Raw genomic sequence first — 20,005 nt, forward strand, 5'->3', positions numbered from 1 at the left:
GAGTGTCATGACGAACCGCATCCTCACCACCCATGTCGGCTCCCTGCCCCGCAGCGGCGCCGTCACCGACCTCGTCTTCGCGCAGGAACGCGGAGAAACGGTCGATCAGGCGGAGTTCGACGCGGTGATCGGCGAGGCGGTCGACGCCTGCGTCGCGCGGCAGGTCGCGAGCGGGGTCGACCTCGTGTCGGACGGCGAGATGTCCAAGATCAGCTACGCGACCTATATCAAGGATCGCATCACCGGGTTCGACGGGGACTCCCCGCGCACGCCGCCCGCCGATCTGGAGGACTTCCCGGCATTCCTGCAACGACAGGCCTCGGGCGGTGGCACCCCGACCTATCGCCGGCCCTGCTGCATCGGGCCGGTCGCGCCGCGGACGCTGACTCCGCTGGAGGCGGACCTCGCTCACCTGACCGCCGCGACCAGCGCGCACCGTCCGACGGGCGCATTCATGAACGCAGCTTCCCCCGGCGTCATCGCCCTGTTTCAGCCCAACCGCCATTATGCGACGCAGGACGCGTATCTGGAGGCGCTGGCGGAGGCGATGCGCCCGGAATACGAGGCGATCGTCGCGGCTGGCTTCGTGCTGCAACTCGACAGTCCTGATCTGGGGCTTGGCCGGCACATGATGTACAAGGATCGCAGCGAAGCCGACTACCTCGTCCTGATCGCGCAGCATGTCGAGGTCCTGAACCACGCCCTGCGCAAAGTCCCCGCCGAACGCGTGCGCATGCATGTCTGTTGGGGCAATTACGAGGGGCCGCACACGCACGACGTGGAAATGCGGACCATTCTGCCCGTGCTGATGCAGGCCAGGCCGCAAGGGCTGTTGTTTGAAACCGCCAATCCGCGCCACCAGCACGACTGGCAGGCGTTCCGCGACCTCGCCGCGCTGGTGCCGGACGACCGCGTGCTGATCCCGGGCGTGATCGATTCGACGACCAACTTCGTCGAACATCCCGAGGTCGTCGCCCAGCGCATTGACCAGTTCGCGCAGATTGTCGGGCGCGAGCGGGTGATCGCCGGCACCGACTGCGGCTTCTCGACTTTCGCCGGCTTCGGCGCGGTCGATCCCGACATCGTCTACGCCAAGCTTGCGGCACTGGCCGAGGGGGCTGCCCGTGCCAGCGAGCGTCTCTGGGCACGCGCGGCATGACGGCGGCGACACAGGCAGGCACCACGCTGAAGGCGCGGCTTGCGGCGGGCGAGCGGATCGTCGGCACGTTCGTGAAGACGCCGTCGCCGATCGTGGTAGAGGTGCTGTCGCTGAGCCCGCTCGACTGCCTGTGTCTTGACGCGGAGCATGCGCCGTTCGACCGGCTGGCGATCGACGGCTGCGTGATGGCGGCGCGCGTGGCGGGCAAGGACGTACTGGTCCGCGTGGCCAGCACGACGCCGGAACATGTTCTGAACGCGCTCGACTGCGGCGCGACCGGGATCGTCGCACCGCATGTCCGCTCCGCCGACGAAGCGCGCGCGCTGGTGCGGATGGCGCAGTACGGGGCCGGCGGGCGCGGCTATGCCGGGTCGTCGCGCGCGGCGGGTTATACGACGCGGGCGATGCCCGACCATCTCGCCGCCACGGCCGCGCGCACGGTCGTGATCGCGCAGATCGAGGACCCCGAGGCCGTAGAGGACATCGACGCCATCGCGACAGTGGAGGGTATCGACGCGCTGTTCGTCGGCCGCGCGGACCTGACCGTGGCCTACGGCGCGGCGACGCAGGACGAACCGCAGGTCCTGAAGGCGGTGGAGCGGATCTGCGCGGCCGGTCGCGCACATGGCAGGCCGGTCGGCATGTTCGTGGCGCGGGTGCAGGACGTGCCGCACTGGGCGTCCCTCGGCGCGACGCTGTTCCTGCTGTCGTCGGATCACAATTTCATGCTCGCCGGCGCAGCGGCGCTGGCGGAGGCGGTGCGCGCCTGAGCCGGTCAGCCCCGCCCCAACGTCTCCGGCAGGCTGCGCCAGATCAGGGCGGCCACGACGAACGTGACGCACGCCGCCAGCATCGCCGCCTGCAACCCGAACGCGCTTGCCAGCGCGCCGGTGACGAGCGGTGAGAAGAAGCTGATGAGGCGACCCCAGTTGAAGATCGACGCGGCGGTCGACTTCAGGTGCGGCGGGTACAGCTCTGCCAGCCAGGGTCCCCAGACAACGCTCGATGACAGTCCGAACCCATAGGCGAAGCCGACCACGACCAGCGCCGGCACGAGCGACGGGATCGTCAGGTAGACGGCGATGGCGGTTGCGGCGAGACCGAAGCCCAGCGCGCCGAACCGCCGGCCCAGCCGGTCGCACGCCCACCCCCATGCGAACCCGCCGATCATGTTGCCCGCGAACTGCGCCGCGACCAGCCGGCCGATCACCTCCGGCGTCAACGCCCGCACGTCCTTCAGATAGATCGTCAACCATCCGCTGAATGCCTGATAGGCGAAGAAATTCAGGCCGGTCAGCGCCGCCAGCAGCAGCGTGCGACGTCGCACGCCCGGCGCGAACAACTCACGGACCGGAAAGCGCGACGCCTGTCCGATCGTGCCGCCGGCGGGCACGACGACATAGGCCAGCGCGGCGAGCAGGATCGGCGGTACGCCGCCCAGCCATAACAGCACGCGCCAGTCGCGGTCGCCGAGCCCGCCGAGCGCCAGCCCCAGCACCACGATCGCGCCGCTGAAGGTGAGATTGATCGCGCTCGCCAGCCGCCCACGCACCGTCGGCGCAAACAGGCCGACATAGATGCCGACGATGACCGGGAAACTGCCGCCGAGAAACAGTCCCAGCGCGAACCGCTGGAGCAGCAATTGCGGGTAGCTGGCGACCGCCGCGCCCGCGATCAGCATCGTGCCGTATCCGATCATGATCGCGACCAGCATGTTGCGCCGTCCCAGCCGGTCGGCGAGCTGTCCGAACGCGATCGCGCCGATCAGCGCGCCCGCCCCTTGCGCGGAATAGGCGGACCCCGCCTGCGTCAGCGACAGGCCCAGACTGTCGCGCAGGAACGGCCGGAGTACGTCGACCGTGTTCCACGCCCAGCCGTAGAAGAACTCCGCCACCAGCAGGAACGCGAACGCGGTGACGCGACGCGCCAGCGTATGCTCGAACGCCGCCGGCGGCGTGGCGGCGGGTGGCGGCTCCGTGGGATGGGGCGCGACCGTATCCGTTCTTGCGACCGCGCCCGTCATATCCCGATCCTTACCGCTGGAACCGCAGCCGCAGCCCGTACATGCGCGGCGGCTGATAGCTCGCCTGCAACGGCGTGCCACCATAGGATACCAGCGTCTGCACCTTGGTGTTGGTGATGTTGTCGACGAAGGCAACCAGCGAGAGTTGACGGTTCACTTCGTAGGTCAGGCTGGCGTCCAGCTTGGCCCAGGGCTCCTCACGCGCGAGGCTGTCGTTGAACGATTGTTCGTCGTGATGCCCCGCGAACGCAACGGCGACGAACGGGATCACCGCAGACTCGTCGCCGATCGCGATCTTGTAGGACGCGTAGGCAGATCCCGAATATTTCGGCGAATGCGGGATGTTGTTGCCTGACAGGTCGCACACGAACGACAGGGCCGGCTGACCCGCGCCACCCGTTCCCGTCAGCGGATCGCAGCTATAGCCCGGCGCGATGATGCGACGCTGGCCGATCCCGGCGATGGTGACGCCGTTGACGATCGTCGGCGCGGTGACGCTGGCATCGCTGACCAATATGGACCCGCCGAACGGCAGCGGCACGTTGTTGAAGTCCGTATATTTGGCGTTGAGCAGCGACAGGTTCCCGCCCAGCGTCAGCTCCGGCACCGGTTCCCAGATCGCCTCCGCCTCCAGACCATAGGATCGCGCCCGCGCGGCGTTGAACGTCGTCTGGAGCGTGGTGCCGCCGACGATGATCTGGCGGCTTTCCTGCAGATCGCGATAGCGGTTGTAGAACGCCGAAAGGTTCAACTGCACGGTGTTGTCGAAGAACCGGTTCTTGGAGCCGATCTCGTACGCCGTCACCTTTTCCGGGTCGAACGTCGGCGCGCTCTGCGCGGCGGCGAGGCCGGCGTTGAACCCGCCGGAGCGGAAGCCCGTGGAGACGCTGGCGTAGACGAGGTTGCGATCCGTGATCTGGTATTCGGTGCCCGCCTTCCACGTCGTCTGGCTGAATTCCAGCGGACAATAGGTGGAGGCGACCTGCTGGCCCAGCGAGTTGAGGATCGTCGCCGCGGTAACGCCGGCGGTGCCGCAGTTATCGGGCCGCGCCGGGAAGACCCCGCGGCCGGGCAGCGGATCGTCGATCGTCACCAGCGTCAGCGGATTCGCCCCGCTCGGCAACGTCGCAGGCAAGTACCAGAAGGCGGTCGCGTTCAGGTACGTCTTCTTTTCGTGCGTGTAGCGGACGCCGCCCGTGACCGACCACGCATCGGTGACGTGGAAGGTCGCCTGCCCGTATACGGCGCGCGAATACACCTTCACCCGTTCGAACTGATACGTACCGTTATTCTGCGAGCCGGTGATCGGCGCGGCCAGCGCACTGGAACGAATGACGCGCGGAAGCTGCTGGTTGATGAAGCCGTTGACCAGATTGTCGTTCAGGAAGAACCCGCCGACGACATATTCCAGCCGCTGCGATTTGGACGACAGGAGCTGCAACTCCTGGCTGAACGTATCGGTGTGCGTGCGCGCCTGATCGATCGCGATCGACGACGCCGAAAAATCGGAGTCGGTCGTGCGACGCCCGCGATATTTCACATACCCGGTGATCGACTTTACCGCGACCGGCCCGAAGTCATAGGAAGCCGTCAGGGAGGTCGAGGCCTGGTACAGGTTGCGGAACGGCTTGTAGTCGTTGGAGACGGTGAACTCGTCGCCGAGATTATCGATCGGAATCCCGAGATCGACGCCGGTGCCGACCGGCCCCGCGGGACTGGCTACCGTGGTGCGGCAATCGGCGACGCCGTCGCGGTTACCGGCCCGTTCGTTGAGGTAGATGTAGTTGGGCGAGTTGAACAGGATCTGGCAGGTACCGGGATCGATGTACGACCCGATCTGCTTGTAGCCGAACGCCGAATTGCCGTTGCCGCCCTGCTTCGCATAATCGGCGCGGAACGTGGCGCTGAAGCCGCCGGTGTCCCACTTCACCGACCCGCGGACATATTGCTTGTTCTCGTCGAACAGGTCCGCCTGCGGGTTGTAGCTGTTGCGCACCCACCCCTCGGCATAGTCGGTGACTCCGACCAAACGAACGGCGACGCTGTCCGACAGCGGTACGTTGATGTAGCCTTCGTACCGGACCTTGTCGTAGTTCCCGACCGTCAGCGTCGATCCGTAGTCGAGCTCGTGGGTTGGCGCGTTGGTGGTGACGACGATGTTGCCGCCAAAGGTGTTGCGACCGTACAGCGTCCCCTGCGGCCCGCGCTGCACCTCCAGCGTCGCCACGTCGGCGAATCCCAGTGCCGCCTGACTGGTCCGCGACTGGTAGATACCGTCGATGAAATAGCCGATCGTCGGATCGCCGGTGACGCCGTTGTTGGCGGTCCGGACGCCGCGCATGGCGGGGCGCACGTCGGAGCCGGTCTGGCCGAAGCTGAAACCCGGAACGAACTCGCTGAGGCGTGACATATCCACGACGCCGCGCGCCTTGAGCGTATCGCCGGAGATCGCCGTGATCGCGAGCGGCACGGCCTGCAGGTTCTCCTCACGACGCTGTGCGGTGACGACGATATCGCCGATGCCGTCCTGCTCCGCTGCGGCGTCGGTCGCGGGTGCGGCGTTGCTCTGCGGATCGGCGGTCGCAGCGACGGCGCCCGGTGCCGTGACTTGGCCGTCCGCCTGACCCGTCGGGGCCGCCGCCTGCGCCACGGCGGGCGCGACGATGAACGATTGTGCGGCGGCGACCAGCGCCAGCGTCGATGCCACGGAAACGAAATTACGGACCGACATGCTTCCCCCTCATGTTCGTGTGTTGGAGGGAGGCTATCGAGCATCAAAACACCTGTCCACGGATTTTTGCATTCGGATGCGGCGCATGAGATTTAACAATCAGCGTGGCAGGCTTACCGAGCTTCTCGCTAAGCCAATGTTTTCCGCGCATTTTTCCGTATTCCGGCACGCGGCGGAAACGGCTTTCGCCTCTCGCGGCAAAACCTGCTAATATTATAATGAGGTAAATAGGCGACACTTTTGGGTTCGGATGCGGACGCGCTACCCGAGCCGGGCTGATCTGCCCTCGATGAGTTGGCCGCTGAACAGCCGCCGTTCGGCCGGCAGGTCGGGATTGTCGACGCGCTCCAGCAGCATATCGATCGCTGCCTGGGTCATGCGACGAACCGGCTGCCGCACCGAACACAGCCGGTAGCTGCCCCAGCTGGCGGGATCGGAGCCGTCGAACCCGACGATTGACATATCCTCCGGGATCTTGAGCCCGAACTGCTCGCGGGCCGCGTCCAGTGCGCCGATCGCCATCAGATCGTTGACACAGACGACCGCGTCGAACCCGTCATGCGCGTCCATCAGCGCCACTAATGCTCCTGCCCCGCTGGCATAGCCGTAATCGCCGCGGCGGACGGGCACGTCGGTGATCCCGGCCTCCTCGAGACGCCCAAGCGCTGCGCGCCGACGTTCCTCGCCGACATAACTGTCCGCCGGCCCGGCGACGACGGCGAAGCGGCGATGCCCGGCGGCGAGAAGCCGCTCCACGATCTCCCGCTGGCCCGACACGGAGTCGCAGGCCACCGACGTGGCCGGCATTCGCCCGCCGGGCCGGTTGTAGAGGACGAGTGGCATGCGGTGGGCTGCGAACTGTTCAATCTGCGCATCGCCCAGATGCGCCGCGCAGATCACCCCGTCGACGCTGTGCCGCCACACCTGATCGAGCGCCTCATCGACATTCCCCTCGGCATCCAGCGAGAACAGCAGCATCCGCAGGTCCTGCTCGGTGAGGCGATGCGACAGCTCGGCCAGAACCTCCGGATAATGCAGCGCCGTAAGGCTGGAGATGATGACGCCGACAAGGTTCGTGCGTCGCGAGATCAGGCCCTGCGCCAGCGCGTTGGGGCGATAGCCGAGTTCGGTCGCCGCCTTCAGAATGCGTTCCCGCGTGCCGGGCGCGATCGATCCGTTCGGCGCGAAGCATCGCGATACCGCGGACTGGGACACGCCCGCATGTCGCGCCACGTCGTAGGATGTCGCGCGCCGCCCCGCGCGTCCGGGCGCGGCGGCGATGGGATCACCCGCAGGAACTGTAGTTTTCCGCTCGGCCACATGTCCCCCGTGACATCTGCATTCGAATTCACTAGCGTCGTATCCGAGCGCGTCACGTGGCGTGACGCCAGCATTGGAGACGAGGCACATGGCCGATCCGGCGCCCAAGGGGTTCGAACACACGACCAGCTATGTCAAGGCACCGGTCCGCGACTCGATGATCGACAGCGGCGACGTAGCCCCGCTCGTCGCCACGATCCTGGCCGATGTCCGGGCGCGTGGCGATGCGGCGGTTCGCGAGTATTCCGTCCGCTTCGACAAGGCGGACCTCGACCGGTTCGAGGTCTCGGCCGCCGAACGCACCGCGGCCGTCGATGCGATGGAGGCGCAGACGCGTGCCGACACCGAGTTCGCGATCGACAATGTCCGCCGCTTCGCCGAGGCGCAGCTCGCCACGATGCTGCCGCTGGAGGTGGAGCCCCTGCCCGGCCTGCATCTGGGCCATCGCGTGATCCCGATCGAGCGGGTCGGCGCGTACGTGCCCGGCGGCCGCTTTCCGCTGTTGTCGGCGCCGATCATGACGATCGTCCCCGGCAAGGTCGCCGGCTGCGACGAGGTCGTCGCCTGCCTGCCGCCCAACGCGCATCAGGCGATGATCGCGGGGTGTCACCTGTCGGGCGCGGACCGCATCTTCCGCATCGGCGGTGCGCAGGCGATCGCGGCGATGGCGTTCGGCACGGAGAGCGTGCCGCAGGTCCACAAGATCGTCGGTCCCGGCAACGCCTTCGTCAACGAAGCCAAGCGGCAGGTGTTCGGCCCGGTCGGGATCGACCAGCTCGCGGGCCCGTCGGAGATTTTCGTGCTGGCCGACGCCACCGGCGACGCGCGGCTGATCGCGACCGACCTGCTGGCGCAGGCGGAACACGACGTACGAACCCGTGTCGGCCTTATCACCACCGACCGCGCCGTAGCGGAGGAGACGGCGCGCGAGGTCACGCGCCAGCTGGAGACGCTCGCGACCGCGGGCATCGCAGGGGAAAGCTGGGAGAATTACGGCGAGATCGTGCTGTGCGCGGACGAAGCGGCGATGATCGCCTATTCGGATCACGTCGCGGCCGAGCACCTTCAGATCCACACCGCCGACGCGCACGGGCTGGCGAAGAAGCTGCGCAACTATGGGTCGCTCTTCATCGGCGAGAACGCCAGCGTGGTGTATTCGGACAAGACGGTCGGTACCAATCACACGCTGCCGACGATGGGCGCGGGTCGCTACACCGGCGGATTGTGGGTCGGCTCCTACGTCAAGATCGCGACGCATCAGTGGCTCGACGACGAAGCCATATTGCGCGTCGGCCCCCCGGCCTCGCGCCAGAGCGCCAGCGAAGGCCTGGACGGGCACATGAAGGCTGCGCAGGTTCGCGTCGACAAGCTGCACCAGATGGCGGGATGAACGGCAGGGCCGCGGAGATATTGTCTTCGTGGCCCAAGCGGTTGGCGCCCGGCACGATGCTGGTGGGTACGATCGAACTCGCAGATTGACGACGACCGCGGCTTCCGCTTCGAAGGGAAGAAACGGCTTGGCGAGGACATGATGACGCACCTGATCGACCGACGTTCGCTGCTCGCGGGCGCTGCCCTGGGCGGTGCCGCTCTTGCGACGCACGGTGCCCAGGCTCAGGCGCGGGCCGCGACGGCGCGGGAGGTGTACGAGCTTCGAACCTATCGTCTGGTTCACGGTCCGATGAAGGAGCGGCTCGACGCGTACCTGAAGAGCGCCTTCATTCCCGCCGCGCGTCGCGCCGGGTGCGGGCCGGTGGGAGTTTTCACGGTCGCGATCGGTCCCGACAGCCCGAGCGTCCTCGTTCTTATCCCGCATCCGTCGATCGACGCCTTCGTCGCGCTGCCGGACCGGCTGACCGCGGATGCGAGCTATACGAAGGCCGCCGCGCCGTTCTCCGGCGCCACGCCGCAAGGGCCGCCCTACACCTCGCTCGACGTGAAGCTGATGCGCGCGTTTCCGCACGTCCCGCGAATCGAGCTTCCGGAGACGTCGGCCAGCGGCGCGCCCCGCATCTTCGAACTCAGGACATATTTCAGCCACAGCGACGCGGCGGGGACGACGAAGATCGGGATGTTCGACACCGGCGGCGAGATCGAGATATTCCGGCGTACCGGTCTGACGCCGGTCTTCTTCGCACAGGACCTGACCGGCGATCGCTTGCCGAGCCTCACCTACATGCTGACCTTTCCCGATCTCGCGACGCGCGAGCGCAACTGGCGGGCGTTCGAATCGGACCCGGCCTGGCGTCGGCTGATCGCGACGCCGGGGCTGACAGACCCCGAGATCACGACCGGCATCGACAACCGCATCCTGAGCCCGACGCCCTATTCGCAGGTCTGAAAGGCTTCCCGAACACGGCCGGCCTCGCGGCCCGATGCGTTAGTGCGCCCGGTCCACGAAGGCGGGCATCGCCGGCGCATCGCCGCCGCGCACCACGAATGCGACCGCATCGACGGACGCGGTGTTCCGAAAGGCGTGGGGCAGACCAATGGGCACGCTCAGCGTGTCGCCCGCCCCCATCGTCAGCGCGCCGCCGTCCCAGCTCACCTCCAGCGTGCCGGACTGGACGAAGATCACCTCCACCTCCGCGCGGGCGTGCTCAGGGATGTAGGCGCCCGTCTTCAGCGTCAGCCGGCGGAGGTTGAAGCGGTGCGGCCACCAGCCGGCGATCGGGCCGGCCACGAATCCGTCGCCCGTGTCGGTCGGCGTGATCACCGCAGCTTCCTCGACTCCCTCGGCGGCCAGCGGCGAGTTCGGGTTCGCGACCATCGCATCGGCCGCGACCACGCAGTCGCGCAGCTTGTCGAGCGGCGGGGTCTTCAGTTCGGCCGCCGCATCGTCGGCAGTGGTCTCCGCCAGTTCCACGTCCTGCAGGCTGTAATCGCCCTGGGACGTATCGATCAGCCGGCCGCCCTTGGCCAGCTTCAACCCGTGGCCCGCCGCCGCCTCGAACACCGCGGGGGCCCAGGTGACCTTGCCCGGATCGTCCTCCCCCAACACGGTGAACAGGAAGCCGGTGCCCTCGTCCAGCTTCTCGAAGCCGCGGAACATGTGGATCGGGACGGAGGCGACGTCGCCGGGACCGATATCGATCGATCCGTCCTCCTTGTTGGGGCCGAACGGCAGTCGCCAATGGCCGGAATGCACGACAAACACCTCCGCCGTGTCGTGGCTGTGCTGGGAGTTGACGCAACCGAACGGCTGGCGGGCGGCACCGATGTTGAAGCCGTGCCGCTCGGTGATATGGACATGCTGGTCCGCGCTTTCCGACACGCCCGCGCCGATGATCGTGAAGTTCTCCTTCTCCGTCGATCCCGGCGTGCGCGTGTCGATGAACGCGGTGCGGCACGGTATCAGGTCGGCATAGCGCACGAGCCGCGCCTTCATGGCTTCCTCAGTCCAGTTCACGTTGCTCTCCGAGTGGCTGGAAATGCTCTTGCATCCGAATGCAGAAGGGGTAGACCAATGGCGGGCCGCATGCAAGGCGACAGACGACGTGAACTCGCATACCCGGATCAAGGCCAGCTCTACCCGGTCCACCGGTGCCGTGCCGCTGCTGCTGCTGCCGGGTACGCTGTGCGACGACCGCCTGTTCGCACCGCTGCTGGAGCGGCTGCCGGAACGGGCGTTCACGGTGATGACGCTGGACGACGACGATCCGATACGACTGGCAAGAACGCTATTGGACGCGGCGCCGGAGCGGTTCGCCCTGCTCGGATTTTCCCTCGGTGGGCTGATCGCGCTGGAGATGGCGTTGCTCGCCCCGGAGCGGGTCGTCGGCCTGGCGCTGATCGACAGCAACGCGCGTGCCCGGTCGCCCGACGCGCCCGAACGCGCCGCCTCACCGGGCGACGCGATCGCGACGGGCTGGCCGCGCCTGGTCGGTCGAACTCATCGCGATGATACGGCGCTGCGCGCGCTGCTGGCCTCGATGGCCTCTACCGTCGGTATGGACGCGTATGCCGTGCAGGAACGGCTTGTCGCTGCGCGCACCGACAAGCGCGACCGCCTCGAGACGTTGTCGATGCCTGTGCTGGTGCTGGCGGGCGCGGACGACATGATCTGCCCGCCGCCGTTCCAGCAGGAGATCGTCGAGCGCCTGTCCGGTGCGACGCTGTCCCTGATCGACGGCGCCGGTCATTTCGCGCCGCTCGAAGCCCCGGAGGCCGTCGCGGCGCAGGTCGCCGCGTGGCTCGCGCGGGTCGATCAGGCCGCCAGCCCTGCTACACCCCGATCCGATCGCACAGGAGACGTCATGACCAAGCCGCCATCGCCCTCGCAGGGTTCCGCCCGGACGCCGACCAACCGCCCCGAGAATGGCGGCGCCAAAGGTGACGGCGGCAATGGCGGCGCCGTCCTGCAAGTCGAACGCCGCGACTTCACCGAACTGGTGCCGACCGATCGCGAGCGCGTCCAGGGCATGCGCGGCTTCGACCCGATCTACACCGATATCGTCGACTACATCATCCGCTGCACGCACCGCATCTGGGACGAGCGCGATGTCGGGCTGATCTACACCCACTATACGCACAATTGCGTCGCCTACACGACGATGGGCACGATGTACGATCGCGAGACGCACATCCGCGACACGATCCAGCGGCTGGTGGAATTCCCCGACCGTCGCGGGCTGGCGCAGCAGGTGATCTGGCGCGGCAACGACACGGACGGTTTCTATACCAGCCACATGACCCACGGTCAGGGCCGCCACAGCCAGTATGGCATGTACGGCAAGCCGACAGGCCGCACCTTCCTGACCCGCACGGTCGCGGACTGCATGATCCTGGAGAACAAGATCTACAAGGAGTGGATCGTGCGGGACAATATGGGTCCGGTGATCCAGCTCGGCCTCGATCCGCACGCCTATGCGCTCGACATCGCCACCCGCAAGTTCGAGGCGGGCGAGCCGATCATGGAGGTTGTCGAGAACCGCCGCCTGCTCGGCCAGTATCCGCCGGAGACCGAAGCCGACGTATCGATCGCGCATTCGGAGGACGAAGCGCAGCTGCTGCGCGACCTGCATCACATCTACAACAAGCGCATGTTCGGCCGCATCCACGACCTCTACGCGCCCAATTGCCAGTGGCACGGCCCGCTGATGCGCGAATATTACGGTATCGCCGCCGTGCTCCAGCAGACGATGCGGCTGGTCGCGTTGATCCCCGACGGGTATTTCGTGCCGCAACATATCTGTTCCGTCGAGAGCGAGGAGGGCGGCACCAAATATGCCGTGCGCTGGACGCTGGACGGCCACCATCTCGGCTACGGCTCGCTGGGCGCGCCGACGGGGCATCCATTGTTCGTGATGGGCGTCACCCATTATCACGTCCGCGACGGCAAGATCATCGACGAGTGGGCGGTCTATGACGAACTGTCGATGCTGGCGCAGGTCAAACTCGCCGCGCTCCAGCGCGCCGCCGCCTGATGGGCCCGGCGCGCCCGGCACCCACCGGGCGCGCCGGCGGACGACTCCGGCACCCGGTCCGATGTGCGGCAGTGGTACTATAAGCCAAGGGTCGAAGGACCCGCTTGCGGTTGTTCGCAGACGTCTTCGCGCTGCCCGAACCTGCCGTTCGTTCGTGTGACCCCGTTGACCGCTTGCGCGATCTTCACCAGCACAGCGGTACGACCAAGACCGGGACCTTTCCCGACGGGGAATGTGGGGGGCCTTGACCTGGATAGCTGCCACTAACGGAGTGTCCGGCTGTCCCGACATAGATCGATTCGGAACGGCGGCAGGTCCTTAGGTTCAGGACCCGGGGACGTCATCGATAGCCAGCCTGGCGGCAGGGCCGTGTCTGGGCACCACCGGTTGTCCTCCTTCGCGCCGGCGTCGATTCACCGCCAGCGTCGCATCTGCCACACGACGCGCCCGATCACGACGACCGGCTCGTCGGGGATCGCAGCCGCCGCCGGGTTGTCGCTGGTGACCGTCAGGCCGCGCGCCGACCGCGCCACCCGCTTGACCATCATCACGTCACCCTGCCGGATGACGTACACCGCACCCCGCGGGCCGGGCAGCGTATCGGCGCGATCCACGACGATGTGGTCGCCGTCCAGAAGGCCGGGTTCCATCGAGTCGCCCCGCACGCGCACGATCGCGGCCATGCCCGGCTTCAGGTCCAGCGTACGCGCCAGTGTCGGATCGATCGCCTCCGTCCCGATCAGCGTCTCGCCATCCACCAGCGCTCCCGGCCCCGCCGACGCGAACAGGTCGAGCCGCGGGAGCAGCATCGCCGCGGGAACCTTGGCGCCGCCGAATTCCTCCTCGCCGACGCCGAAAAATGCCGCCAGCGTGGCGCGGTGACGATCGGGGAGGATGCGCGGCGTCCCCCGCCGGACATATTGCTGAAGATAGGCGGCGTTGGCCCCCAGCATCCGCGACAGCGCGGCAAGGCTCGCTCCGCGATCGTCGGCCAGCGTCATCAGGCGATTGCGGACGTCCGTCATGCCGGAGGATTAGCGTAGGAAATTTTCCTAGACAAGTTGGAGAATGGAACAGAACAAGAACACATCACCACCGACTCCAGGAGCTTCCACCGTGTCGCTGCTCATCAAGATCGATCGCTATCTTCGCTGTACCAAGATGCCCGTAACCCGGTTCGGCCGACTGGCCTGTAACGACCCTCGACTGGTCGCCGACCTGCGCCGTGGCCGACGCCCCGGCCCCGCCGTGATCGAGCGGGTCGATGCCTTCCTGCGCGACACGATGCCAACGGAGATGCAGCCATGAGCCGCGGACCGAGCGCCAGCCTGTCGCGGGCATTGTGCCGCGCCGCCGAAGGGGCCGGTACGCAGGTGGAGATCGTCACCGCCGACGCAACGGACTGGACCAGCGCCACGTTCGTCGGCGCCCGTCATCATATCCGGCTGATCGCACCGGCGTCGGTCGCGCTCGATAGCTGGCTCGCCCTGTTGCCCATGGCGGACATCGTCGTGCCCGGTCACGTGGTCGCGGAGATATCCCTCGTCCGCTCCCAAGCGGCATCACATCTGCCGGTAGAGATCGGATTATCGGCACTGACGCTCGCCGCGTGACACACTGCTGAACAATGCGTCATGGAGACGATCGGCAATTGATATAACGTAACACGCATCGTAGAGGCTCTGCAGATCACGCCCACGCGGAGCCTCTACCCAATGTTTCTACAACGTTTCCTGCTCGGCACCGCCGCGCTCGTCCTCCCGGCCCTGCCCGCCATTGCGCAAGGCCCGCTCGCCGAGCCGCCCGCATCCACCGAGGCCGAGCCTCAGACGACCACCGCCGGCACGCCCCGCGATATCGTCGTGACCGCACCGTTCGCGCAAAGCGAGACGGACGTGCTGTCCGGCACGTCGATCGTATCGGGCGAGGAACTGCAACGCGCCTTGCGCCCGACCATCGGCGAGACGCTGGCCCGCCAGCCAGGCGTCTCGGCGACGTCATTCGGCCCCAACGCGTCGCGGCCCGTGCTGCGCGGCTTTCAGGGTGAGCGTATCCGCGTACTGACAGACGGCATCGGCTCGATCGACGTCTCCAATACCAGCGTCGACCACGCTGTTGCGATCAATCCGCTGATCGCGGAGCGGGTCGAGGTGCTGCGCGGTCCCTCCGCCCTGTTGTTCGGATCGTCGGCGGTCGGTGGCGTCGTCAACGTCATCGACACGCGCATCCCGCGCACGGTACCGGAAAATGGCTACCGCGTCGGCGGCAACGCCACTTACGGGTCAGCCGCCAACGAGCGCTCCGGCTCTGCCGCCGCCGACGTCGCGGTCGGCGCGGGTTTCGTCGTCCACGCCGATGGTTCGTACCTGAAGACGGGCGATCTGGAGATCGGCGGATTCGCCCTGTCCCGCCAGCAACGCACCGCTGCTCTCGCCGCCGCCGCCGCACAGCCGGTCGATCCCGCCGATCCTGAATCGATCGACTTCGCCGCGAACGCCGCGATCCGCGGGCGCCTGCCCAACACCGCGTCGGAGACGTGGAACGTCGGCGTCGGCGCCGCGCTGATCCGCGATGGCGGCAGCCTCGGCGTCTCCTACAGCCGCTATGACAGCCTCTACGGCGTTCCCGTCCGCTATGCGACCCAGCCCGGTCAGGAGCAGGAAGCCCCGCGCATCGACCTGAAGCAGGACCGCGTCGACCTGCGCGCCGAGGTGAATACCGGCGGAGGCATATTCGACAAGGTCCGGCTGCGCGCGGCGATGGCGGACTACACGCATGCCGAACTGGAACCGGACGGCGCGGTCGGCACACGGTTCTTCAACAAGGGGCTGGAGGGCCGGTTCGAGCTGGTGCAGGCGAATCGCGGCGGATGGCTCGGCGCGTCGGGCGTACAGGTGTTCAACCGCCGGTTCGATGTCGAGGGCGACGAGGCGTTCCTGCCGCGCAACGAGACGACGCAGGTCGGCCTGTTCACCTTGCAGCAGTTCAATCTCGGTGATTTCCGTGCGGAGGTCGGTGGCCGGTACGAGACGAGCACGCTGTCGGCCCGCACCGCTGCCGATCCGGAACGCTTCTTCTCCGGCACCCGCGACTTCGACACCTATTCCGCATCCGCCGGCGCGTCCTACGCTATCGCACAAGGTGTCCGCATCGGCATGAACGGATCGCGCACCGAACGGGCGCCGTCGGCGGAGGAACTGTTCGCCAATGGCCCCCATGCCGGCACCCAGTCCTACGAACTCGGCAATCCCGATTTCAGGAAGGAGGAAAGCTGGGGACTGGAGGCGACGCTGCACGCCCACGGCAGTGGTTTCAGCTTCGATGCGTCCGCCTATTACAACTGGTTCTCCAACTATATCTACGAAACGCAGGTCGCGGCACCGGTGTGCGTCGCGGCGGCGGGCGGGGACGTCGACCTGCCCTGCTTCCGGTATTCGCAGGCGGACGCACGCTATTACGGGCTGGAGGCGCAGGGCTCGGTAACGCTGGCGCGTGTCGGCGGCTATGCGATCAACGCCGATGCCGTCGGCGACTGGGTCCATGCCAGGGTCGTCGACACCGGCCCGGTGCCGCGCATCCCGCCGCTGCGCCTGCTGGGCGGGCTGGAGGCGCAGGGTGATCGCCTGACCGCGCGGGCGGAGGTGGAGCACAGCTTCAAACAGGACCGGGTGACGACCTTCGAGACGCCGACCGGCGGCTTCACGCTCGTCAACGCCAGCATCGCGCTGAAGCCGTTCGGCGCGGCGAACGCGACCACGCTGACGCTGTCCGCCAACAACATCTTCGATGTGGTCGCACGCCGGCACGCCAGCTTCCTCAAGGACTTCGCGCCGCTGGCGGGCCGCGACCTCCGCGCGACGCTGAGCTTCCGCCTCTAAACTCCGCTCCGGCACGGGGCGGCGAAGCCACAAGCAACACGCTCGTGGCTTCGCCTCCCCGTTTCGTCGCTCCCCACGCGGGGAGGATCGGCCGCAACGCTGGACACTCCGCCCACGCCACCGTACCGCGTCTTCTAAGGAGACGTGACATGGCAGGTATGGGCCGGTTCGACTGGGAAGACCCCTTCCTCCTCGATGACCAGTTGACCGAAGACGAGCGGATGGTGCGCGACACCGCGCGCGCCTATGCGCAGGACAAGCTCGCGCCGCGCATCGTCGAGGCGTTCCAGCACGAGCACACCGACCCGGCGATCTTCGCGGAGATGGGCGAACTCGGCCTGCTCGGCCCAACCGTGCCGGAGGAATATGGCGGCGTCGGTGCCAGCTACGTCGCTTACGGCCTCGTCGCGCGGGAGGTCGAGCGGATCGACTCCGGCTATCGCTCGATGATGAGCGTCCAGTCCAGCCTCGTGATGTACCCGATCCACGCTTATGGGTCGGAGGAGCAGAAGCGACGTTTCCTCCCCGGCCTTGCGGCGGGCACGATGATCGGCTGTTTCGGCCTGACCGAGCCCGATGCCGGCTCCGATCCCGGCGGCATGACGACCCGCGCGAAGAAGGTCGACGGTGGTTACGTCATCTCCGGAGCGAAGACGTGGATCAGCAACTCGCCGATCGCGGACGTGTTCGTCGTCTGGGCCAAGTCCGACGCGCATGACGGCAAGATTCGCGGCTTCATCCTGACCAAAGGGCTGAAGGGGCTGGAAACGCCGAAGATCGAGGGCAAGCTGTCGCTGCGCGCGTCGATCACCGGCATGATCCTGATGGACGAGGTCGAGGTCGGCGAGGACGCGCTGTTGCCCGATGTCGAGGGACTGAAGGGGCCGTTCGGCTGCCTCAACCGCGCGCGCTATGGCATCAGCTGGGGTGCTTTGGGCGCGGCGGAGTTCTGCCTCCATTCCGCGCGCCAGTACGGCCTCGATCGCAAACAGTTCGGCACGCCGCTCGCGGGGCGGCAGCTGTACCAGAAGAAGCTGGCGGATATGCTGACCGACATCGCGCTGGGCCTGCAAGCCAGCTTGCGCGTCGGCCGCCTGATGGACGAGGGCCGGTTCGCCCCCGAGATGGTCTCGATCGTCAAACGCAACAATGTCGGCAAGGCGCTGGAGATCGCGCGCCACGCCCGCGACATGCACGGCGGCAACGGCATTTCCGGCGAGTATCAGGTCATGCGTCACGTCATGAATCTGGAGACGGTCAACACCTATGAAGGTGCGGCAGACGTCCATGCGCTGATCCTGGGGCGTGCGATCACGGGGATGGCGGCTTTCTGAAATCCTCCCCGGCACGGGGAGGATCGACATACTGCCCACTGGCACCCCGGCTCGTCGCGTGGCATACTCCATCTTCGAAGGAGAGATCAGCCATGGCCACCGTCGCGCCCGCTCGTTCGCAGATGTCGGACGCCGAACACGAGGCGCGGCAGCAGCTTGCGGCCTGTTACCGCGTGTTCGACATGCTCGGCTGGTCGGAGATGATCTACAACCACATCACGCTGAAGATCCCCGGCGAGAACGGCGCATTCCTCATCAACCCGTTTGGGCTGCATTTCTCCGAGGTTACCGCGTCCAGCCTCGTCAAGATCGATATCGACGGCAACAAGCTGGCGGACAGCCCCTATCCGGTAAACCGCGCCGGTTTCGTCCAGCATGCGCTGTTCCATCGTCACCTGCCCGACGCACACTGCATCATGCACACGCACACGACGGCCGGCATGGCGGTCAGCTCCGTCGAGGGCGGGCTCAGGCCGATCAACTTCTATGCCTGCAACTTCGCCGGCCAGATCGCGTACCATGATTTCGAGGGCGTCACCGTTCGCGACGAAGAGGGCCAGCGTCTGCTGGAGCATCTGGGCGACAAACGCGTGATGCTGCTGCGAAACCACGGCATCCTCGTCATGGGCCGCACCTTGCCAGAGGCGTTCATAAAGCACTGGTCGCTGCAACGGGCGTGCGAGATCCAGATGGCGACGCTGGCGATGGGAACACCGCTGGAGGTGTCGGCGGACACCGTGGCCGTCCACCAGCGCGACCTGCATCAGGCGCAGGCTCCCGGCGGACCCGGCGCGGCGGATTTTGCCGCGATGGTGCGGCTGGTCGATCGCCGCGATACGGGCTGGCGGCAATAGCGTCCTGCCGAAGGATCGACGGGATCGTCCTAACCTCGATCCACGACGGGCATCGTTCGATATGGCAAACGGTGCGGCAGGAGGACCGTCGATGCCGCATCTGTTTCTAAATCTCGAAAATCACAATGGCCTGCAACCCGATACCGAAGGTCGTGATTTCGACACGGTCGATGCGGCGATCGCGGAGGCCGGTCGCACCGCCGGTCAGGTTCTGGCGGAAGATATCGCCGCCGGCCGCACCCCGGTCCGCATCCGCGTTCTGATCGACGACGCCGCGGGTCAACGTCAAGCGACGCTGGAATCGTTCATCGAGGTGAAGCGGTAGCGGCGGGCGGCCGGTTCAGCCCGCCAAGCGCGCCTGATCGAGGTGCAGATAGAGCGGGTTGAAGTCGGCCCGCTGCTGAAGCCCGATCCAGTCGGCAATTTTCAGGTGACGCTTGATGCGGACGATCAGGCCTTCGCGCTCCAGTTGCTTCAGCGAGCGATTGACGTGCACCGCGGTCATGCCCGTCGCGTCACCGATCTGCTCCTGCGTCATCGGCAGGTCGTAACCGGCGTCCGCCAATCCCGCCTGTCGCAATCGCACCTCAAACTCGCAGAGCATGTGCGCCAGCCGCGTCGGGCCGTTACGGCGACCGATGTTCAGAATCGTTTCCCGCGCGATGGACCCTTCGACCAGGGTGTCGATCCACAACGCCTGCGCAACCGTAGGTCGATCAAGCGCCAGCACCCGCAGGTCCTCGACGGCGAACTCGGCCACCTCGATCCGGGTCAGCGCCTGGATGTTGTGATCCGCCTCTCGGAGGAAGAGATGCTGGAGATCGGTAAAATCGCCGGGGATCATCAGACCCACGATCTGCCGCCCGCCGTCCGATGCCAGCTTGTGCCGGAATGCGAAACCGCTCAGCAGCACCGAGCATCGGACCGGTCGCGTACCTTCGCGCAGCATATAGCTTTGCGCAGGTATGGCCCGCTGAGCGCAGGGCAGCAGCCTCAACGCCCGTCGATCATCCTCTGACAAGGCAAACCGCGTCTCCAGCTTGGCAACGAGCACATCCTGCGGGCATGTCGCGCCAGCCATCGATCATCCTTCAGCCGGCGCGCTACCCCGCCGCCGGACGAGGGTAACTCGACGATCGATCCATGACATTTACGCAGGATTGGAGATTATCGGTAAACTGACGTGTTCCCCAAAGCTCTACCAGTCATAACTGGAGTCCGGGGTTAGTATGGTGCCCCTCGGGGCGGTGTTGCACAACCCGCCTGGCAGCATCGGCGGG

17 protein-coding genes are annotated in these 20,005 nt (G+C 66.7%); 11 read left to right on the forward strand and 6 right to left on the reverse strand.

Going from position 1 to position 20,005, the window contains the following annotated elements; all coding sequences use genetic code 11:
* The first annotated feature begins 7 nt into the window (after nucleotides 1-7).
* Together ASG07_RS11080 and ASG07_RS11085 are read left to right on the forward strand one after the other, a co-directional pair.
* On the forward strand, nucleotides 8-1,159 hold the full coding sequence (locus tag ASG07_RS11080) for a cobalamin-independent methionine synthase II family protein (protein ID WP_055845997.1): 1,152 nt from the start codon (nucleotides 8-10) through the stop codon (nucleotides 1,157-1,159).
* The gene (locus ASG07_RS11085; protein WP_055846002.1) at nucleotides 1,156-1,929 is read left to right on the forward strand and encodes an HpcH/HpaI aldolase family protein; all 774 of its coding nucleotides are present in this window, start codon (nucleotides 1,156-1,158) and stop codon (nucleotides 1,927-1,929) included. The genes ASG07_RS11080 and ASG07_RS11085 overlap by 4 nt, the downstream gene beginning before the upstream one ends.
* Nucleotides 1,930-1,934: 5 nt before the next feature.
* Here ASG07_RS11085 and ASG07_RS11090 read toward each other — a convergent pair whose 3' ends face one another.
* The 3 genes from ASG07_RS11090 to ASG07_RS11100 form a co-directional block, all read right to left on the reverse strand.
* A complete protein-coding gene (locus ASG07_RS11090) occupies nucleotides 1,935-3,182 on the reverse strand; it encodes an MFS transporter (protein WP_055846005.1) in 1,248 nt (415 codons plus the stop codon).
* Nucleotides 3,183-3,192: 10 nt separating this feature from the next.
* Nucleotides 3,193-5,913: a TonB-dependent receptor gene (locus ASG07_RS11095; protein WP_055846008.1), complete on the reverse strand. Its 2,721-nt coding sequence runs from the start codon at nucleotides 5,911-5,913 to the stop codon at nucleotides 3,193-3,195.
* 261 nt (nucleotides 5,914-6,174) lie between these two features.
* Nucleotides 6,175-7,146 (reverse strand): LacI family DNA-binding transcriptional regulator, encoded by a 972-nt coding sequence (locus tag ASG07_RS11100; RefSeq protein WP_055846013.1) that lies wholly within the window; start codon nucleotides 7,144-7,146, stop codon nucleotides 6,175-6,177.
* Between the two features lie 175 nt (nucleotides 7,147-7,321).
* On the opposite strand from ASG07_RS11100, the gene hisD reads away from it, so the two are divergent.
* Nucleotides 7,322-8,623 carry a histidinol dehydrogenase gene (hisD, locus tag ASG07_RS11105; protein ID WP_055846018.1) on the forward strand — a complete coding sequence of 434 codons (1,302 nt, stop codon included), beginning with the start codon at nucleotides 7,322-7,324 and terminating at the stop codon, nucleotides 8,621-8,623.
* Nucleotides 8,624-8,761: 138 nt separating this feature from the next.
* Nucleotides 8,762-9,574, forward strand: a complete 813-nt coding sequence (locus ASG07_RS11110; protein WP_156361834.1) for an NIPSNAP family protein — start codon at nucleotides 8,762-8,764, stop codon at nucleotides 9,572-9,574.
* A 39-nt stretch (nucleotides 9,575-9,613) separates the two neighbouring features.
* Here ASG07_RS11110 and ASG07_RS11115 read toward each other — a convergent pair whose 3' ends face one another.
* Entirely contained in the window at nucleotides 9,614-10,621 is a 1,008-nt protein-coding gene (locus ASG07_RS11115; protein WP_055846189.1) for a cupin domain-containing protein, read from the reverse strand.
* A 109-nt stretch (nucleotides 10,622-10,730) separates the two neighbouring features.
* On the opposite strand from ASG07_RS11115, the gene ASG07_RS16965 reads away from it, so the two are divergent.
* Nucleotides 10,731-12,659, forward strand: coding sequence for an alpha/beta fold hydrolase (locus ASG07_RS16965; protein ID WP_168377342.1), 1,929 nt, complete (start codon nucleotides 10,731-10,733; stop codon nucleotides 12,657-12,659).
* A 413-nt stretch (nucleotides 12,660-13,072) separates the two neighbouring features.
* Here ASG07_RS16965 and ASG07_RS11125 read toward each other — a convergent pair whose 3' ends face one another.
* Nucleotides 13,073-13,684 (reverse strand): S24 family peptidase, encoded by a 612-nt coding sequence (locus ASG07_RS11125; protein ID WP_055846020.1) that lies wholly within the window; start codon nucleotides 13,682-13,684, stop codon nucleotides 13,073-13,075.
* Between the two features lie 91 nt (nucleotides 13,685-13,775).
* Here ASG07_RS11125 and ASG07_RS11130 point away from each other — a divergent pair, with 91 nt between their 5' ends.
* From ASG07_RS11130 to ASG07_RS11155, 6 genes are all read left to right on the forward strand, one after another.
* The gene (locus ASG07_RS11130; protein WP_055846023.1) at nucleotides 13,776-13,967 is read left to right on the forward strand and encodes a hypothetical protein; all 192 of its coding nucleotides are present in this window, start codon (nucleotides 13,776-13,778) and stop codon (nucleotides 13,965-13,967) included.
* Complete coding sequence (locus ASG07_RS11135) at nucleotides 13,964-14,272, forward strand: hypothetical protein (protein ID WP_055846027.1); 309 nt, start codon at nucleotides 13,964-13,966, stop codon at nucleotides 14,270-14,272. Before ASG07_RS11130 ends, ASG07_RS11135 begins: the two co-directional genes overlap by 4 nt.
* A 102-nt stretch (nucleotides 14,273-14,374) precedes the next feature.
* Nucleotides 14,375-16,537: a TonB-dependent receptor gene (locus ASG07_RS11140; protein ID WP_055846032.1), complete on the forward strand. Its 2,163-nt coding sequence runs from the start codon at nucleotides 14,375-14,377 to the stop codon at nucleotides 16,535-16,537.
* A 149-nt stretch (nucleotides 16,538-16,686) separates the two neighbouring features.
* Nucleotides 16,687-17,871: an acyl-CoA dehydrogenase gene (locus ASG07_RS11145; RefSeq protein ID WP_055846035.1), complete on the forward strand. Its 1,185-nt coding sequence runs from the start codon at nucleotides 16,687-16,689 to the stop codon at nucleotides 17,869-17,871.
* Nucleotides 17,872-17,963: 92 nt separating this feature from the next.
* Entirely contained in the window at nucleotides 17,964-18,725 is a 762-nt protein-coding gene (locus tag ASG07_RS11150) for a class II aldolase/adducin family protein (protein WP_055846039.1), read from the forward strand.
* A 91-nt stretch (nucleotides 18,726-18,816) separates the two neighbouring features.
* Complete coding sequence (locus ASG07_RS11155; protein ID WP_055846043.1) at nucleotides 18,817-19,050, forward strand: DUF6894 family protein; 234 nt, start codon at nucleotides 18,817-18,819, stop codon at nucleotides 19,048-19,050.
* Nucleotides 19,051-19,065: 15 nt separating this feature from the next.
* On the opposite strand, the gene ASG07_RS11160 is transcribed toward ASG07_RS11155, so the two are convergent.
* Complete coding sequence (locus tag ASG07_RS11160; protein WP_055846047.1) at nucleotides 19,066-19,806, reverse strand: Crp/Fnr family transcriptional regulator; 741 nt, start codon at nucleotides 19,804-19,806, stop codon at nucleotides 19,066-19,068.
* Between the last annotated feature and the right edge of the window lie 199 nt (nucleotides 19,807-20,005).

Source organism: Sphingomonas sp. Leaf343, assembly GCF_001423765.1.
GTDB lineage: Bacteria > Pseudomonadota > Alphaproteobacteria > Sphingomonadales > Sphingomonadaceae > Sphingomonas.